At 72.4% G+C, this 15,747-nt stretch carries 12 protein-coding genes; 7 read left to right on the plus strand and 5 right to left on the minus strand.

The window, feature by feature from the left end:
• The first annotated feature begins 240 nt into the window (after positions 1–240).
• A complete protein-coding gene (locus KM427_RS13415) occupies positions 241–2,187 on the plus strand; it encodes a CHAP domain-containing protein (RefSeq protein ID WP_215524180.1) in 1,947 nt (648 codons plus the stop codon).
• 23 nt (positions 2,188–2,210) lie between these two features.
• On the opposite strand, the gene KM427_RS13420 is transcribed toward KM427_RS13415, so the two are convergent.
• Positions 2,211–3,695: an LCP family protein gene (locus tag KM427_RS13420; RefSeq protein WP_215524181.1), complete on the minus strand. Its 1,485-nt coding sequence runs from the start codon at positions 3,693–3,695 to the stop codon at positions 2,211–2,213.
• Positions 3,696–3,769: 74 nt separating this feature from the next.
• Positions 3,770–5,359 carry a fatty-acid--CoA ligase FadD1 gene (fadD1, locus tag KM427_RS13425; RefSeq protein WP_215524182.1) on the minus strand — a complete coding sequence of 530 codons (1,590 nt, stop codon included), beginning with the start codon at positions 5,357–5,359 and terminating at the stop codon, positions 3,770–3,772.
• 94 nt (positions 5,360–5,453) lie between these two features.
• On the opposite strand from fadD1, the gene KM427_RS13430 reads away from it, so the two are divergent.
• The 4 genes from KM427_RS13430 (at position 5,454) to KM427_RS13445 (ending at position 9,843) form a co-directional block, all read left to right on the plus strand.
• Positions 5,454–6,677 (plus strand): hypothetical protein, encoded by a 1,224-nt coding sequence (locus tag KM427_RS13430; RefSeq protein ID WP_215524183.1) that lies wholly within the window; start codon positions 5,454–5,456, stop codon positions 6,675–6,677.
• Between the two features lie 67 nt (positions 6,678–6,744).
• On the plus strand, positions 6,745–7,008 hold the full coding sequence (locus tag KM427_RS13435) for a GlsB/YeaQ/YmgE family stress response membrane protein (protein WP_183594676.1): 264 nt from the start codon (positions 6,745–6,747) through the stop codon (positions 7,006–7,008).
• 7 nt (positions 7,009–7,015) lie between these two features.
• The gene (locus KM427_RS13440) at positions 7,016–7,609 is read left to right on the plus strand and encodes a LysR family substrate-binding domain-containing protein (RefSeq protein WP_215524184.1); all 594 of its coding nucleotides are present in this window, start codon (positions 7,016–7,018) and stop codon (positions 7,607–7,609) included.
• A 446-nt stretch (positions 7,610–8,055) separates the two neighbouring features.
• On the plus strand, positions 8,056–9,843 hold the full coding sequence (locus KM427_RS13445; RefSeq protein ID WP_183594674.1) for a BCCT family transporter: 1,788 nt from the start codon (positions 8,056–8,058) through the stop codon (positions 9,841–9,843).
• 9 nt (positions 9,844–9,852) lie between these two features.
• Here the strand turns inward: KM427_RS13445 and KM427_RS13450 are convergent, their stop codons facing one another.
• Positions 9,853–11,289 (minus strand): GuaB1 family IMP dehydrogenase-related protein, encoded by a 1,437-nt coding sequence (locus tag KM427_RS13450; protein WP_215524185.1) that lies wholly within the window; start codon positions 11,287–11,289, stop codon positions 9,853–9,855.
• A 56-nt stretch (positions 11,290–11,345) separates the two neighbouring features.
• Between KM427_RS13450 and galK the strand changes: the two genes are divergently transcribed.
• Positions 11,346–12,527, plus strand: coding sequence for a galactokinase (gene galK, locus KM427_RS13455; protein WP_215524186.1), 1,182 nt, complete (start codon positions 11,346–11,348; stop codon positions 12,525–12,527).
• Between the two features lie 75 nt (positions 12,528–12,602).
• Entirely contained in the window at positions 12,603–13,148 is a 546-nt protein-coding gene (locus tag KM427_RS13460; RefSeq protein WP_215527763.1) for a hypothetical protein, read from the plus strand.
• 8 nt (positions 13,149–13,156) lie between these two features.
• On the opposite strand, the gene KM427_RS25930 is transcribed toward KM427_RS13460, so the two are convergent.
• Both KM427_RS25930 and KM427_RS13470 read right to left on the minus strand, forming a co-directional pair.
• Positions 13,157–13,915, minus strand: coding sequence for an acyl-CoA dehydrogenase family protein (locus KM427_RS25930; RefSeq protein ID WP_252274466.1), 759 nt, complete (start codon positions 13,913–13,915; stop codon positions 13,157–13,159).
• Positions 13,867–15,744, minus strand: a complete 1,878-nt coding sequence (locus KM427_RS13470) for an acyl-CoA dehydrogenase family protein (RefSeq protein WP_252274468.1) — start codon at positions 15,742–15,744, stop codon at positions 13,867–13,869. Before KM427_RS13470 ends, KM427_RS25930 begins: the two co-directional genes overlap by 49 nt.
• Between the last annotated feature and the right edge of the window lie 3 nt (positions 15,745–15,747).

Consider the following 15,747-nt stretch of genomic DNA (forward strand, 5'->3'; position numbering starts at 1 on the left):
AAGTCGCTCGCGCACGGCGCACGCCCCGGACCCGCCGACCGCGACCAACTCTTAACGGGAGATCAGGCGATGTCATCGATCGAGACGTCGTCCGTGCTCGCGCGGGGGCCTCGCCATCATCGACTCCAGGCAAACCCGAAATCACACGGTTGTAATTTAACCATTGTAGTTCGGCGTGTCGCTTGACAAATTCGTTCACAAGTTTCCCACGAGCGCACTTTTGTCCCTAGACTCCCACGCGTGTCGCTCCGTTCACGCCTCCGTGCGCCGCTGATCGCAGCGGCGACCACCGCGCTCGTCGGCAGCCTCGTGGCGTTCGCCCCGACCACCTCGGCCACGCCCGACGACCCCACGTCCGAGCCCCGGCAGGAGCAGCGCGAGGCGCAGCCGGATGCGGCGACGGTCGACCAGCAGGAGGCCGACCCGGAGAGCGAGAGCGACGCCACGGACCCGGCTGAGCCGGACGCCCAGGCGGATGCCGAGCAGTTGGGCCAGGAGGCTGACAAGAAGACGCAGGAGAAGACCCAGGACAGGGCTCAGGAGAAGGCCCAGCCGAAGCAGCAGTCTGCCGACGACGACAGCAAGGCGGCGCTGCTCGAGCGCGAGCGCGCCGCGGCCGCCGACGGGCTGACCCGCTCGCAGCTCAACTTCAAGAAGAGCGCGTACCTCTGCTACGGCTACCAGGCCTGCGCCAACGCGGGCATGGGGCACGCGGGGTACGCCCAGGCCGGCAACAAGATGTACTGGCGGATGTACGCCGGCCACAACTGCACGAACTACGTCGCCTACCGCATGGTCCAGAACGGCATGCCCAACGTCCGGCCGTGGTCCGGCGGCGGCAACGCGACGTACTGGGGGACCTCCGTCCCGCAGCTGACGAACGGCACACCGGCCGTCGGCGCCGTCGCCTGGTGGAAGGCCAACAAGGGCCCGGCCGGCTCCGCGGGTCACGTGGCCTACATCGAGCAGGTGGTCTCCGCAGACGAGATCATCGTCTCCCAGGACAGCTGGCGCGGCGACTTCTCGTGGGCGCGCGTGACCCGGTCGAGCGGCAACTGGCCGAGCGGCTTCATCCACTTCACCGACATGACCGTGCAGAACACCGCCGCCCCGATGATCTCCGGCGACGCGCGGGTCGGCACCCGGCTGACCGCGTCGGCCGGCACGTGGACGCCGGCGGCGAGCTCGGTGAAGTACCAGTGGTTCGCCAACGGCCAGCCGATCAAGGGCGCGACCAAGTCGAGCGTCGCCCTCGGCAAGGGTCGGGTCGGTCAGGTGCTGTCGGTGCAGACGACTGCTGCCCGAAGCGGGTACAACGACCAGACCGCGAGCTCCGCGCCCACCGGGCCGGTCCAGCCCGGCCTCCTCGCGAACACGATCGCCCCGGTCATCAGCGGCAACGCCAAGGTCGAGAAGAAGCTCAGGCTCGACACGGGAGCCTGGAGCCCGGTGCCGTCCGGGTACGCCTACAGCTGGTACGTCGACGGGCAGCCGATCGCCGGCGCCACCGGCACCACGCTGACCCTCACGCCCGACCTGGCCGGCCGCACCGTGTCCGCGGCTGTGACCGCGGTCCGCAAGGGGTACGCCGACGCGGCCGTCCCCACCGCGGCCAGCGCTCCGGTCGCGCCCGGCACGATCCGGGTCCGCAAGAAGCCGGCGATCGCCGGTGACGCGCGCCCGCGCCGCACCCTGACGGTCAGCCCCGGGACCTACCGGCCCGCCGACGCGACCGCCGCCGTGCAGTGGCTGCGCGACGGCCAGCCGATCCCCGATGCCGTCGCGACGACGTACCGGGTGACGCCGGCCGATCTCGGCACCCGCCTCACGGCGAGCGTGACCACGAGCCGGGCGGGCTACGACGTCGCCGCGCTCAGCACGCCGTCGACGGCCCGGGTGAAGGTGCTCCCCCGGATCCAGGTCCAGCGCGTCCAGCTGCGCCACGGGGTGCGGCTCGTGATCCGGGTCGTGGCCCGCTACGTCCCGAGCGTCCAGGGCAACGTGGCGGTCCGCGTCAAGGGCGGCTTCCGGCAGAAGGTCGCGCTCAACAAGCACGGCGTGGCCCGGGTCGTGGTGGTCGGGCTCACGAAGGGCAAGCACCCCGCGCGGGTCGGCTACACCGGGAGCCCGACGGTCTCGAAGTCGATCCGCAAGGCCGCGATCCGGATGCCGGCGCCCAAGCGCTGACCCGCCGGGCGGGGATACCCCGATCAGTCCACGGGGTGGTAGCCGCAGGCGTTCTCGGTCTTGACGGCCTTGCCCGGGTCGTCCTTCTCGCCGCCCTTGGTCTTGGGGCCGAGCGCCTTGGCGACGACGGACTGCATCCACTCGAAGTCGGGATCGCCGGAGAAGAACCGGTCCGAGGAGACGAAGGCGATCGAGCGCATCTTCTTCTCCTTCACCTTCAGCGCCAGGTCGACGAAGGCGGGCATCAGGTCGCGGGGCACGTCGGTGCGGAGGATCTCCTTGCCGGCGGCGGCGAGGTCCTGGTAACGGCGCAGCACGTTCAGCGGGTCGGCGGCGTCGACGATCGCGCTCACCATGCAGCGCTGGCGCAGCATCCGCTGGTAGTCGTCGGAGCCCCACCGGCCGCGGGAATACCACAGCGCGTGGAAGCCGTCGAGGTGCTGGTCGGGGCCGGGCTGGAGGTAGCCGGTCGGCGGGATGCCGGCGTCGGTGTTGCCGTTGATCGCGATCGGCTCGTTGATGTTGACGGTGACTCCACCGATCGCGTCGACCAGCTGCTGGAAGCCGAGCAGGTTGATCAGCACGTAGTAGTCCACGTGCGTGCCCAGGCTGCCGGCCACGGCCTGCTTGACCGCGTCGGCGCCCTCGTTCTCCGACTTGCCCAGGATGTTCGGGTAGAGCGCCGGCACCTGGCCGTAGACCGCGTTGAGCATCCAGCTGCCGGGGTCGCCCTCGCCGCGGAAGCCGTCCGGGAAGACGTCGTGCAGCGGGCTGTCCTCGGGGAACTGCGCGTTCATCATGTTCCGCGGGAGGCTGAACATCACGGACTTGCCGCTGTGGGTGTCCATGCTCAGCAGGATCACCGAGTCGGTGCGGATGCCGGTGCGGCCGACTCCTCCGTCGCCGCCGAGGAGCACGACGTTGACCCGGTCGCGGCCGGCCCACGGGTCGGCCTTCGTGACGTTCTTGGGTGCGGTGGCCGTCTGCTCGTTGTCGAACACGGTGGCCACGAGGTCGGCCTGGCTGTGCGCGATCCGCACCGCCTGAACGGCGGGGATCGTGCCGAGCACGCACAGCAGCGCGACGACGATCACTCCGAGCGTCTTCTCGAGGATCGCCATGCCGAGCGGACGCACCATCAGGTACGTCGTCGCCACCACGAAGACCCATGCCACGAGCACCACGCCGAGCACCACCGACGCGACCTGGAGCCGGCCGGGGTCGAAGGCGAAGTCGACCGCCCGGTGCAGGTCGCCGACGTAGTAGGCCGCACCGGCCAGGCCGATCAGGAACGGCACCAGGACGACGTACCCGAGCCGTCGTCGCGACCACAGGTAACCGGCGCCCGGCAGCGCGGCACCCAGCAGCGTGACGCCGAGGGCACCGGCGAGGGTCTTGGCGCGCCGGAACTCGCGGACCTTGACCGCCCGATGCCGGCCGGCAGCACCGCTCGGGCGGCGCGGCGACGGCTGTGCTGCGGGCGCAGGCGGACCCGCGGTCACCGTCATGCGCACCCTCCCCCGCCGAAATCCCGGGGAGCACGGTACCAACGAGGTCCCGGGACGACCCGCATTCCGGAGCTTCAGGCCGGCACCGAGCCGTCGACGGCGTACGTCGTCCCCCGCGCGTCGCGGATCCAGAGCACCCCGTCGCCCGCCGTCGGACCCTGCGCCGCGAGCTCACGCTTGAGCACCTTGTTGGTGGCCGTGCTGGGCAGGTCGGGAGCGATCCGGACATAGCGCGGCCACGCCTTCGCGGACAGGTCCCCCTGCGCGCCGAGGAAGGCCTCCAGCTCGGCCGGCGCGAGCGTCGCGTCGTCCTGGAGCACGACCGCGGCCATCACCTGGTCGCCGACCAGCTCGTCGGGCACGGCGTACACCGCGACCCGGTTGACCGCATCGAGCCGCTGGAGCACCCGCTCGATCGGCGCGGCGGCGAGGTTCTCGCCGTCGACCCGCATCCAGTCGGCCGTGCGGCCGGCGAGGTAGATCCAGCCGTCGGCGTCGCGGTAGGCGAGGTCGCCGGACCAGTACATGCCGTGCCGCATCCGGTCGTCGTTGGCGGCCTTGTCGTTGTAGTAGCCACCGAAGTACCCGCCGCCGGTCGTGTTGACCAGCTCCCCCACCGCGGCGTCGGCGTTGACGAGCCGGCCGTCGGCGTCGAACTCCGCGACGGCGCACTCGGTCACGGACTCCGGGTCGTAGATCGCGACGCCCTCGAAGCCCTTGCCGATCGATCCGTTGGGGGTGCCGGGCTCGCGGGTGATGATCACCGCGAGCTCGGTGGAGCCGAAGCCGTCGGAGACCTCGCAGTCGAAGCGGCGGCCGAACTCCCGGATGTCGCGGTCGCTGGCCTCGTTGCCGAAGGCCACCCGCAGCGGGTTGTCGGCGTCGTCCGGTCGCTCCGGGGTCGCGAGCACGTAGGCGAGCGGCTTGCCGACGTAGTTCAGGTACGTCACGCCGTACCGCCGCACGTCGGCCAGGAAGCCCGAGGCGCTGAACCTGGCCGGCACGATCGTGGCGCCCGCGCACACCGCCGGGCTCCAGCCGGCGACCACGGCGTTGGAGTGGAAGAGCGGCATCGCCGCGTAGCAGACGTCGTCGGGGCCGAGCTCGAACCGGCCCTGGAGGTTGAGACCCGAGAACAGCACCATCAGGTGGCTCACCTGCACGGCCTTCGGGTCGCCACTGGTGCCGGAGGTGAAGATCATCATGAACGTGTCCGTGGCCTCGACCTCGCGGTACGGCGTCAACGTGCCCGCGGCGGCGAGGAGGTCGGTCCACTCCTGCGACGACGTGTCCAGGACGCGTACGTCGTCGAGGTCGAGCCCCTCGAGCAGCGATCGGTGCTCGGCGTCGGTCACCAGCAGCTGGCAGTCGGCGCGGCGGATGTCGGCGCACAGCCCCTCCCCGCGCCGGGTGGTGTTGATCCCGCACAGGGTGTAGCCGCCGAGGCCGGCCGCCGCCATCGCGTGCAGCATGTCCGGCGTGTTGCCGAGCAGCGTGCCGACGTGCAGGGGCCGGGACCGGTCGGCGATGCCGAGCAGTGCGGCGGCGATCGCGGACGACTCGGCGACGTACTCCCACCAGGTCCAGCTCACCTCGCCCCAGCGGATCGCCGTGCCGGCGTCGTCCGCGCGCTCGCGCAGGAGCTGCTGGATGGTCTCGGCCATGCCCCCTCCTCGCGGGTTGACGCGTGTCAAACTAGGCGACCGTAGGGCAAACTGCAACGCGTTCTAGCCGAGACGGACCGAGGGAGCGCCCCCGATGACCAGCCGATACGCCGGCCTCACCCGCGCCGAGCTGGCCACGCTCGTGCCCGAGCTGCTGCTCGTCGGGCAGCTGATCGACCGCTCCGGGATGGCGTGGTGCATCTCGGCGTGGGGCCGCGAGGAGATGGCCCGGGTAGCCGTCGAGGAGTGGGCCGGGTCGAGCCCCGTCTACACGCGCCGGATGCAGCGCGCGCTGCGCTACGAGGGCATCGACGTCGTGACGATCTTCAAGGGGCTCCAGCTCGACATCGGCGCCCCGCCGCAGTTCATGGACTTCCGCTACGACGTACAGGATCGGTGGCACGGCGGGTTCCACCTCGACCACTGCGGCGCGCTGATGGACGTCGAGCCCATGGGCGAGAGCTACGTCCGCTCGATGTGCCACGACATCGAGGACCCGACCTTCGACGCGACCGCGGTGGCGACCAACCCCAGGGCCCGGGTACGGCCCGTGCACCGGCCGCCCCGCAGCCCCGACGACCTGGCCGCCGACCGACGCCCGCACTGCGAGTGGACCGTGGTCATCGACGACGCGCATCCGGAGGTGGCACCGCTCGAGCCCTACTACGTCATCGTGCGGACCCGTGCGGCGCAGCTCGAGCTGGACCCGATCGATCCCACCGACGAGGGCGCGTCGGACTACTCCGGACCGCTGCTCTCCGACCTCGACTTCGGCGCGTTCTCCCACTCCGCGCTGGTGCGGATCGCCGACGAGGTCTGCCTGCAGATGCACCTGCTCAACCTGTCCTTCCGGCTCGCGGTCGACAAGCGGGCCGGCGACGGCGAGCAGGCCCACGAGATCGCCACCAAGCAGCTGGTCGGCGTCGCCGGCATCGCGGCCGAGCGGATCTCGCGGGCGCTCGGCACCGACGACCCGCTGCGGATCCTGGAGCTGCACCCGGTGCTCAACCCCGCGGCGTACGTCGACGCCGACGTCGACGCGAGCCGGCTGACCGTACGGCCCTCGGCCGCACACGACGACGGCGGCTGGCTCGCGCTCTGCGGCCCGGGACGCCTCGCGGCGCTCCAGGCGATCGTGCGTGCGGTCGACCCGCACCTCGACGTCGAGGTCGACGGCGTCGACGACGCGTGGACCGCGACCGTCGTACGTCGAGCAGAGCCCGCGCCCGAGGCCGCCGAGGTGGCGGTCACCCGGTTCAGCACCGGGGCGGCGTTCGAGTTCGCGCCGCGGCGGTCGCTGCCGATCACCCCGGTCTGAGGCACACCGGCCGACACGATCCGCGTTGCGCGGTGCGGAGGGGCCTGGCAGCACTAGGCTTCGGGCCATGCTCATCCTGGGTCTCATCCTGTTCGGCATGCTGATCGGCGCCGGCGCACAGCTCATCCTCGGTCGCGACGGTGGCGGCATCGACTGGACGATGGCGATCGTGGCCGGCCTCGTCGGGTCGTTCGTCGGTGGGCTGCTGATCAGCCTGCTCGCCGGCGACGGCATCGAGCTGCGCGCGAGCGGCATCATCGGCTCGCTCGCCGGTGCGCTCATCGTCACGGCCCTGTGGCGCTGGCTCGCGGGGCGCTCGAAGGCCGCGTGACCCCGGCTTGAGCCAGGCGTTCGGGCACTTCCGGGTCGGCTTCGTCACCGGTGCGACGCCCGACAAGTGGGCGCGCATCTGGCGCACCCGCCACGCCCGCGACCCGCTCGATCTGGTGCCGGTCGTCGAGGAAGAGCAGGAGACCCGGCTCCGGGCCGGCACCCTCGACATGTCGATCGTGCGGCTGCCGATCGACCGCGACGGGCTGCACTGCATCCCGCTGTACGACGAGCTGCCGGTCGCGGTGATGGGCATCGAGCACCTGCTCACGCTCGCCGAGGACGTCACCCTCGCCGACCTCGCCGACGAGCAGCTGGTGCTCCCCCACCGCTCGGGCTGGACCCCGGACGCCGAGCAGCTCGCCTGGCCGCCGATGTCGGTCGCGGACGCCGTCGAGGTCGTCGCCAGCGGCACCGGCGTCGTCATCGTGCCCATGTCGGTGGCTCGGCTGCACCACCGCAAGGACGTCACCTATCGCGTGGTCACCGATCTGGAGCCGACCCAGGTCGGGTTGGCCTGGCTGATGGACAACGAGGACCCCTGGGTGCAGCGCTTCATCGGGATCGTGCGCGGTCGGACGGAGCGCAGCTCGCGCGGGTGAGCCCATGGCCGGTGTCCGCGGCCGGCCCGTGGTCCGGGTGGCGATCGAAGCGCCGGCGACGGGCGCAGGCGGGTGGGTGGTGACGGCTCGTCGGTCCGCCTGTGAGGCCCGCGGCCGGGATAGTCCGTCACGTTCTGGCTGCCGTTCCGGTGGTGGGGCAACCGGTTCGTGACGGACTATCCGGCTGGCGGCACCGGGCGGTGGGTGTTCCACCGCCCTGGGAGCCCGGACGCGTGCGATCGCCGGGGCGCGTCGGCGTGTCGCGCTCGTTTCCCCGGGCGGCCGGGGAAACGAGGTGATCCGGGCCGGAGCGGGCTCGGGCACCACGGGCCGCAGGTTCATCAGGCGCCCGATACCCAGGCCGCCACTCACTCCGCCAGCAGGTAGCCCGACCGGTTTCTCATCAGGAGGTTTCGCCCGTCACCGGGCCCGGGTAGGGGCCTCTAGTGACTACTCAGCAGCACCGCCCGTCCCGCCGGGTGGCCGACGCCGTGCGGGCGCCCGCGGCCGACGTCGTCCCCCACCCGGCGCTGGACCGCCCCATCGAGGAGGCCCGGCCGAGCCGTCCGGGCGTCGACTGGATCGTCTTCGGCGTGACCGCGGCGATCGCGATCGCGTTCCTGGTGTGGGGGTTCGTCAGCACGAGCAGCCTCGGCGACGCCTCCAGCAGCGCCCTCACCTGGGTGATGGAGGACATGGGCTGGCTGTTCGTCACCGCCTCGAGCACGTTCGTGGTCTTCGTGATCTGGCTGGCGGCCAGCAGATACGGCAACATCCCGCTCGGCCGCGACGACGAGGAGCCGGAGTTCCGGACCGTGTCGTGGATCGCGATGATGTTCAGCGCCGGGATGGGCATCGGGCTGATGTTCTGGGGCGTCAGCGAGCCGATCGCGCACTTCGTGACACCGCCGCCCGGCACGGGCGAACCCGGGAACCCCGAGGCCGTGCAGCACGCGATGGCCACCACGCTCTTCCACTGGACCCTGCACCCCTGGGCGATCTACGCCGTGGTCGGGCTCGCGATCGCCTACGGCGTCTACCGCAAGGGCCGGCTCCAGCTGATCTCCGCGGCCTTCGAGCCGTTGATCGGCGAGCGGGCCCACGGCGCCTGGGGCAAGGTGATCGACATGCTGGCGATCTTCGCCACGCTGTTCGGGTCGGCCGCCTCCCTGGGCCTCGGCGCCCTCCAGATCAGCAGCGGCCTCGAGATCGTCGGCGGCATCGGCGAGGTCGGCAACGCCGTGCTGGTCGGGATCATCGCCGTCCTCACCGCCGCCTTCATCCTGTCCGCGGTCTCGGGGGTCGCGAAGGGCATCCAGTGGCTCTCCAACATCAACATGGTGCTGGCGCTCGCGCTGGCCCTCTTCCTGTTCGTGGTCGGCCCGACCGTGTTCATGCTCAACCTGGTGCCGACCTCGCTCGGCAGCTACCTCGCCGACCTGCCCACGATGGCAGCCCGCACCGGCGCAGAGGGCGGCGACACCAACGCGTGGCTGGAGAGCTGGACGGTCTTCTACTGGGCCTGGTGGATCTCCTGGACGCCGTTCGTGGGCATGTTCATCGCCCGGATCTCCCGGGGCCGCACCGTGCGCCAGTTCGTGGCCGGGGTGCTGCTGGTGCCCAGCCTGGTCAGCCTGGTCTGGTTCTGCATCTTCGGTGGCGCCGCCATCGACCTGCAGCAGACCGGCACCGACATCGCCGGCGCCGGCGGCGGGGTGACGGAGTCACAGCTCTTCACCACCCTCGAGGCCTTCCCGTGGGCGACGCTGACGAGCGTGCTGGTGATGGTGCTGGTCGGCATCTTCTTCGTCTCCGGCGCCGACGCCGCCTCCATCGTGATGGGCACCCTCTCCGAACGGGGCACCCAGCACCCGACGCGTCCGACGGTCATCTTCTGGGGTGTCGCCACCGGCGCCGTCGCCGCGGTGATGCTGCTCATCGGCGGGGACGACGCCCTCACCGGTCTGCAGAACATCACGATCGTCGCCGCGCTGCCGTTCGTCCTGGTGATGGTCGGCCTGGCGGTGGCACTGGTGAAGGACCTGCGGTCCGACCCGCTCGTCGTGCGCCGCAAGTACGCCGAGGAGGCGGTCGCTCAGGCCGTCGTCACCGGCGTCACGGCCCATGGCGACGACTTCGTGATCGCCGTCGACCACGATCCGGAGAACTCCGCCGACTGGTCGATCACCTCGTCGTCCAACGGGTCCGACTCGGCCGACCCGGCGCCCGACTGAGCGGCCTCGCTACCAGCTCGTCGCCAGCGGGCGACCCTCGGTGAATCCGGCGGTGCTCTGCACGCCGACGACCGCCCGCTCGTGCAGCTCCGTGAGCGAGGCGGCGCCGGCGTACGTGCATGCCGACCGGACGCCCGAGCAGATCTGGTCGACGAGGTCCTCGACGCCGGGCCGGAGCGGGTCGAGGTACATCCGCGACGACGAGATGCCCTCCTCGTAGAGGCCCTTGCGGGCGCGGTCGTAGGCCGACTCGGCGCTCGTGCGGTTGGCGACCGCCCGCGCGGAGGCCATGCCGAAGGAGGTCTTGAACGCCCGGCCGTCGGCGTCGTGCATGAGGTCGCCCGGCGACTCGTGGGTGCCGGCGAACCAGGACCCGATCATCACCGAGGACGCGCCGGCGGCCAGCGCCAGCGCGACGTCACGAGGGTGCCGTACGCCGCCGTCGGCCCACACGTGCCGGCCGAGCTCGCGGGCGGCCGCGGCGCACTCGAGGACGGCCGAGAACTGCGGCCTGCCGACGCCGGTCATCATCCGCGTCGTGCACATGGCGCCGGGCCCGACGCCGACTTTGACGATGTCGGCGCCCGCCTCGATCAGGGCGCGGGTGCCGTCGGCGGCCACCACGTTGCCCGCCACGACCGGCACCTGCGGGTCGAGCGCGCGCACCGCGCGCAGCGCCTCGAGCATCCGGTCCTGGTGCCCGTGTGCCGTGTCGACGACGAGGCAGTCGACGCCCGCGTCCAGCAGCTCCCCAGCCTTGAGCGCGACGTCACCGTTCACCCCGACCGCCGCGGCGATCCGCAACCCGCCCCGGGCGTCGACGGCCGGCTTGTACAGCGTCGCTCGCAACGCGCCGTTGCGGGTCAGCACGCCGACCAGCCCGCCCTGGCCGTCGACCGCGACGGCGACGGGCACGTGGGCGCTGTCGAGCGCGTCGAACGCGGCGCGCGGGTCGGCGTCCGCCTGGAGCCGCACCTCGACGGGCCGCATCACCTGACCGACCTGGGCGAACCGGTCGACCTCGCTGCAGTCGTCCTCCGACACGATGCCGACCGGCCGGCCGCCGTCGACCACCACCGCGGCCCGGTGCGCCCGCTTGGGGATCAGAGCCAGCGCCTCGGCGACCGTCTGGTGCGGTGCGAGCTCGATCGGCGTGTCGAAGACGAGGTGTCGCGCCTTCACGAAGGCGACGACGTCGGCGACCACCGTCGTGGGGATGTCCTGCGGGATGACCGCGAGGCCACCGCGCCGGGCGATGGTCTCGGCCATCCGCTTGCCCGAGATCGCGGTCATGTTCGCCACGACCAGCGGGAGGGTCGCACCGGTGCCGTCGTCGGTGGCGAGATCGACGTCGTACCTGCTGGCGACCGCGGAGTGCCGCGGGACCATGAACACGTCGTCGTAGGTCAGGTCGTGCTGCGGAGTCGTCACATCGAGGAACTGCACGTTGCGGCAGTCTACGGGCGGCGCGGGCATCCACGGCGCGCTCCTAGGGTGTGGTCATGCCGTTCGTCCCACCGGGTGACCCGTCGGAGCTGGCCGCCGAGGCCCGCGCGCAGTTCGAGTCGGCCTACGACCGCCCGCCGGCGGTCGTCGGACGGGCGCCGGGGCGCGTCAACCTGATCGGCGAGCACACCGACTACAACCGCGGCCTCGTGCTGCCGATCGCGTTGCCACACGCGACCTACGCCGCCGTGGCGCCCCGACGCGACGATGTGGTGCGGATCTCGAGCGGCGACTCCGGGTCGCCGTTCGCCGGCACGGTCGACACGCTCGGGCCCGGCCGGGTCTCGGGCTGGGCGGCGTACGCCGCCGGCGTGCTGTGGGCGCTGCGCGAGGACGGGATCGAGGTGCCCGGCGTCGACGTGCTGGTGCACGGGACCGTGCCGCTCGGCGCGGGCCTGTCCAGCTCGGCGGCGCTGGAGTGCTCGGTGGCGCTCGCGGCCTGTGCGGTGGCCGGCGTCGACGACTCGCCCGCCCTGCGGCGGCGGCTGGTGGCCGCGTGCATCCGCGCGGAGACCGAGGTGGCGGGGGCGCCGACCGGCGGCATGGACCAGACGGTCTCGTTGCTCGCGTCGGTCGGCCGCGCGCTGCTGATCGACTTCGACGCCGCCTCCGACCCGACTCGCGACGTGCCACTCCCCCTCGGCGATGCCGGGCTGACGCTGCTGGTGACCGACACCCGAGTCCGGCACGCCCTGGTGGACGGCGGGTACGCCGCCCGACGGGCAGACTGCGAGACGGCTGCCGCGCAGCTCGGCCTGACCAGCCTGCGCCCGGCGACCCTGGCCGACGTACGCACGATCGGCGATCACCGGGTCCGGCGGCGCGCGACGCACGTCGTCACCGAGATCACCCGCGTCACCGACACGGTGGCCGCCGTGGCGGCGACCGACTGGGCCGAGGTGGGTCGGCTCTTCGCGGCCTCGCACGCCTCGATGCGCGACGACTTCGAGATCTCCTGTGCTGAGCTCGACCTGGCCGTGTCGACCGCCATCGAGGCCGGGGCGGTCGGCGCCCGGATGACCGGAGGCGGGTTCGGTGGCTCGTCGATCGCGCTGGTGCCCGGCGATCGGCTCGGCGCCGTCGTCCGGGCCGTCGACACCGCGTTCGCCGCAGCGGGGTTCCGGCCGCCGCAGCACCTCCTCGCCGAGCCGGCCGGTGCCGCCGGCGTGGTGGGCTGAGACGCTCGGCCAACCGGGGCGTGCTTGAATCCGAGACAGGACCCCGACCGCACCGCGCCGACCGAGGAGGACCGCGTGCCCGAGAAGTCGCCGTTCGAGAAGCTGCAGGAGACCGTCGCCGCGGCGGTCCGCAACGTCGCCGCCGACCCGGGCGCCGCGGCCGGCAAGGCCGCCGAGCAGGCCCGCGGCCTGGTGTCGCTCGGCCTGACCGTGGCGGGCCAGGTCGCCCAGACCGTCGCCGAGCGGCTCAACCGGGTGTCTGCTCCGCCGCCGCCTCCGTCGGCGCCCGGTCGACCGGTGGTGCCGCCGCTCCCCGCGGAGCCGCCCACGCCGGCCGACGTCGCCGAGGTCGCCGAGGTCGTCGAGATGAGGCCGAAGCCGCGGCCTCCCGCGAAGAAGGCACCCGCGAAGAAGGCGGCCCCGGCGAAGAAGGCCCCGGCCCGCACGTCGACCCCGAGCGCCAAGCTGCCGGCCAAGAAGACGGCGCCGGCGAAGAAGGCCGCCCCGGCTGCGAAGGCACCCACCCAGAAGACCGCACCGGCGAAGAAGGCCCCCGCCAAGAAGACACCTGCCAAGAAGCCCGCCAAGAAGGCCCCACCGGCCGATCCCGATCAGGCCTGACGGTTCCGCTACCGCAGCTCTGCACTCGTCAGGCCCAGCACCCGACGGGCCACGATCAGCAGCTGGATCTGCTGGGTGCCCTCGAAGATGTCCAGGATCTTCGAGTCGCGGGCCCACTTCTCCAGCAGCTCCGACTCGCTGTAGCCGACCGAGCCGGCGAGCTCCACGCACGACAGCGTGATGTCCGAGCCGACGCGCCCCGCCTTGGCCTTGGCCATCGACGCCTCGAGCGAGTTGGGCCGGCCGTTGTCGGCCAGCCACGCCGCCTGCAGCACCAGCAGGTACGCCGCCTCCCAGTCGGCCTCCATCTGGAGGAGCTTGGCGGCGGCCGCCGGCTGGGTGATCGCCGGGCGGTCGTAGTCGATCTCGACGTCCGCCTGCGCCAGCAGCTCGCGGGTCAGGTCGAGCGAGGCCCGCGCACAGCCCACCGCCATCGACGCGACGAGCGGCCGGGTGTTGTCGAAGGTCGCCATGGCGCCGGCGAAGCCCTGCTTGACGTCGATCTCGGGTGAGCCGAGCAGGTTCGCCGCCGGCACCCGGCAGTCCTCGAACCGGATCGTCGCGGTGTCGGAGGCCTTGATGCCGAGCTTGTGCTCGAGGCGCTCGACCGTCATGCCCGGGGTGCCCTTCGGCACCACGAACGACTTGATCGCGGCCCGGCCGATGTCCCGGTCGAGCGTCGCCCACACGACCACGGCGTCGGAGCGCGCGCCGGAGGTCACGAAGATCTTCTCGCCGTTGATGACGTACTCGTCGCCGTCCAGCACGGGCCGTCGTCCGGATGCCGGCGGAGTCGGACCCGGTGCCGGGCTCGGTGATCGCCATCGACGCCCACAGCCCGTCGAAGCGCTCGTGCTGCTCCCGGCTCGCGACCGAGGCGATCGCGGAGTTGCCGAGTCCCTGCCGCGGCATCGAGAGCAGCAGCCCGACGTCGCCCCAACACATCTCGGCGATCGACAGGACCGAGGCGAGGTTCGCGCCGTTCCGCACCGAGCCATCGTCGGCGTCGGCGGACCGCTTCACACCCGCGGCCCCGGCGCCCTCGCTGGCACCGGACGCCGACAGCCCGTCGATCATGGCGGCGAGCAGGTCGAGCTCCTTGGGGTAGTCGTGCTCCGCCTTGTCGTACCTGCGCGAGATCGGCCGCAGCATGTTCATCGCGACCTGATGGGCCTGCGCGACGAGCGGTCGGAACCGCTGCGGATCGTCGAGAGAGATGCTCATACCAGGACACCGCCTTCCAGGATCCCGATCGCCCGCAGGTCGCGGTACCACCGCTCCACGGGTGCTCCTTCACGAACCCGTGTCCGCCGAGCAGCTGCACGCCGTCGAGCCCGATCTGCATCGACTTCTCGGCGCACAGCCGGCGCGCGAGCGCGACCTCGCGGGCGATGTCATGGCCCGCGGCGGCCCGCGAGGCGGCCTTCCAGGTGAGCAGCCGCATCGCCTGCAGCTCGATCGCGATGTTCGCCACCATGAACGCGACCGACTGCCGGTGGGCGATCGGCTCGCCGAACGCCTCGCGCTCCTTGACGTACGGCGTGACGTAGTCGAGCACCGCCTGCCCGACACCCACGGAGAGCGCACACCAGGCCAGGCGCGAGAGGCGCACGCACTCGACGTACGCCCGCTCGGCCGGCGGGCCGCCGGTCGCGCCGAGCACGGCGTCCGCGGGGACCTCGATGCCGCGTAGGTGGAGCTTGCAGAGGCCGGCGGCCCGCACGCCCATCGCCGGGTCGGCCTCGACGTCGAGGCCCTCGGTGCCGCCCTCGACGAGGAAGAGCGTCGGCCGGCCGTCGAGCGTCGCGCCGACCACGAAGAGCTCCGCCTCGGCGCCCCGGGGCACCGCCGACTTCACGCCGTCGAGCACGAAGCCGTCGGGCGTGCGGGTCGCGGTCGTCGCCGGCGACATCGCATCGAAGAGCACGGTCGGCTCGGTCAGCGCGAGCGCGGCGGCCGGGGCGTCGTCGCCGGTGAAGGCCGGTAGGTAGGTCCGTTGCTGGGCGTCGGTGCCCCACAGCCCGATGGCCGTGGCGACCGCTCCCGGGGCCAGCGACGCGACGGCAAGCCCGAGGTCTCCACGAGCGAGCGCCTCCGCGACGAGCACGCCGGCGACCGCCGAGCGCTCCTCCGCCACGCCGCCGAGCGACTCCGGCAGGCCGAGGATCGGCAGCCCGACCTCGAGCCCGGCCCGCAGGACGCCGTCGGGTGCCGCGCACGCCTCGTCGGCGGCCGCGGCCGCCGGGCGCAGCACGTCGGTCGCGAGCCCGGTGACGACGTCGACCAGCAGCTGCTCGTCCTCGCTCGGGGTGAGATCGAAGACTCCGGTGCTCGGGGCGGCTGCCGGGCGGGCCCCAGCAGTGCCCCGACTCCCGCTCCGGTTGAAGGCGCGGCTGGCCCTGGTGAGGGTGCGGAAGCCGCCGCGGGTGGCGGTGAAGACCGCCTGCTCCGCCTGCCGGCGGATGCCGAGTAGGTCGAGGACGTCGCTCCGGGCGAGCCTGGAGAGGGCGGCCACGGCGTACCCGATCGGATCGCGTGACTCGGTCGTCGCCAGGCCGTGCCTGCCGCCCGGTCGCAGGCTCGGGAGAAGGGACATGGC

It is taken from the genome of Nocardioides sp. LMS-CY (assembly GCF_018732145.1).
In the GTDB taxonomy this organism is placed as follows: domain Bacteria; phylum Actinomycetota; class Actinomycetes; order Propionibacteriales; family Nocardioidaceae; genus Nocardioides; species Nocardioides soli.

Bases quoted from the DNA above. Each gene is read 5' to 3' on its own strand.
- KM427_RS13435 (WP_183594676.1), top strand. From the start codon at position 6,745: ATGCTCATCCTGGGTCTCATCCTGTTCGGCATGCTGATCGGCGCCGGC.
- KM427_RS13430 (WP_215524183.1), top strand. From the start codon at position 5,454: ATGACCAGCCGATACGCCGGCCTCACCCGCGCCGAGCTGGCCACGCTC.
- galK (WP_215524186.1), top strand. From the start codon at position 11,346: ATGCCGTTCGTCCCACCGGGTGACCCGTCGGAGCTGGCCGCCGAGGCC.
- fadD1 (WP_215524182.1), bottom strand. From the start codon at position 5,359: ATGGCCGAGACCATCCAGCAGCTCCTGCGCGAGCGCGCGGACGACGCC.
- KM427_RS13420 (WP_215524181.1), bottom strand. From the start codon at position 3,695: ATGACGGTGACCGCGGGTCCGCCTGCGCCCGCAGCACAGCCGTCGCCG.
- KM427_RS13470 (WP_252274468.1), bottom strand. From the start codon at position 15,744: ATGTCCCTTCTCCCGAGCCTGCGACCGGGCGGCAGGCACGGCCTGGCG.